Origin of the sequence: Flavobacterium sp. (genome assembly GCF_031363805.1) — a bacterium.
Lineage (GTDB): Bacteria > Bacteroidota > Bacteroidia > Flavobacteriales > Flavobacteriaceae > Flavobacterium.
In genome coordinates this window covers 1-1,820 of record NZ_JANLVD010000069.1, presented here as the reverse complement: position 1 = coordinate 1,820, position 1,820 = coordinate 1, and the positions used below count along the sequence as shown (strand labels likewise).

General features: G+C 29.9%; 2 protein-coding genes. Both read right to left on the bottom strand.

Going from position 1 to position 1,820, the window contains the following annotated elements:
- Position 1 precedes the first annotated feature (1 nt).
- The gene (locus RMN92_RS04045) at positions 2 to 919 is read right to left on the bottom strand and encodes a hypothetical protein (RefSeq protein ID WP_309608183.1); all 918 of its coding nucleotides are present in this window, start codon (positions 917 to 919) and stop codon (positions 2 to 4) included.
- Between the two features lie 69 nt (positions 920 to 988).
- Positions 989 to 1,820 (bottom strand): MFS transporter (locus tag RMN92_RS04040; protein WP_309608182.1); only part of this gene is annotated, 832 nt, incomplete at its 5' end.

The following is a 1,820-nucleotide window of genomic DNA, read 5'->3' as shown; positions in this document are numbered from 1 at the left end:
TTTATGTTTTTCTCATTTTAATTTCAGATTTAGCTTTTTCGAGTGCTGCCCGCGCTTCTTCCATTTCTTTTTTGGCTTTTAGCATTTCCTCTTTGGCTTGTTTGAGTTCTTCTTTTGTTGTATCTTTCTCAGATTTTAAATCTTTGAGCTGTTTTGGATTATCCTTATTTTGTAGATTTGGATTAATTTCCATAAGCTGATTTTGCATTTTTTGAATTTGTTCTTTCAAACTTTTAATATCTAAATTTTCTGAACTAAAATTAAAATCTAGTTTTTCATTTCCCCCATTATCAAAATTAAATTGGTGTTCTTTTTTAATTTTCTCAATTTCTTCTGGAGTATAATCTTCGCCACCTTCAAGTACTTTGCCATCTTCAATAGTCAATGGTTTTTTGCCATTTTCTCGAATAACTATTTTTGATTTTTTCTTCATACTTGGATTCAAATCAAAATTGTCTTGCATCAATGTATCCATTTGAATCCTATTTCCAAATGATTTTTGTAAATCATTAAAATTAAGATTATTAAAAGCAAATGAAGCATTATCATTTGGTTCTCCAAATCCTATTCTGTCATTAATTTTAAAAAATTTGATTTCCGAAATAGCATTTTTCCCATTGTATTCTTGACTTCCGGTATTCCCATCAGAATCCTTATATTCAATTTTCAAAGCCGTAATTTCCCCTTTTTGATTTCGCTTCAAATTGGAATATTTAATAATTACACCATTGTTTTGTTTCAATGCGGTAATGTCATCTAGCATCTCTTGATCGGGTGTATTTTTATTCCAAGTCATCACAACACTTTGATCATTTGAGTTGTTTTTTGTAAACGATTTCTGTTGCGCAATCAAATTATTTGATGCTTGAAACATGAATACAATCAATATAAAAAATGATTTTATAGTATTAGATTTCATAACTAATAAATTTAAATTAATGTTCAAAATTATAATTTTGTTGAAATTTAAAAACTTAAAAATTGTTAATTAACTATTTTTTAAGTTTTCTTTTTTGACTAAATTCATCACCCAATAACCACAAGCCACACCAATTAAACCAAGAGTTCCCATAACCAACCAATTGGTTTGATAATTGTATTTGGAAATCATACTCATACCCAACCGCGCACTTATAATATGTGCCAAACTAAAACTCATTGTAAAAATAGCCATATATCTACCTTCGTGACCTTTTGGTGCTCTACTTATGGCAAAAGAATTAGAAAAAGGAAAAGAAAACATTTCCCCAAAGGTCATAAACAACATCATAATGACCAAAATTCCAGCCCAAGTATTGATTAGCATTAAAAATAAACTTACCGACATAGCCAAACAACCAAAAGTTACAATTTTTACTTTGTTCAGTTTTTTGCGTTCTACATATCCAACAATTGGCATTTCAAGAAAAAAGATGAGTACACCATTTAAGGTAAGTAATAATCCAGTTTGAAATTCTGTTAAATTGAATTGTTGGCTATGATAAATAGGAATGGTCGTGAACAATTGAAAAAACAAAACGCCAGTAATCAAACACATAATCAGGAATATCCAAAAAGGTTTGTCTTTAAAAACAGAATGCGTTAAAACTTCGCCAGGATTTTGTTTGTCCAAATAAGCTGACTTTTTCTTTTCTTTTACCAATAACCAAAAAATACTTATGGCTAAAATACAAGTTGCACCATCTACCCAAAAAAGACCTTTGTAACCAATATTCATGATAATTAAACCGCCCATGGCAGGTCCAGCTGCAAATCCAAGATTAATTGCCAATCTTACCAAAGTTAACGCTCTTGTCCTGTTTTCTGGTTTCGCATAAGCG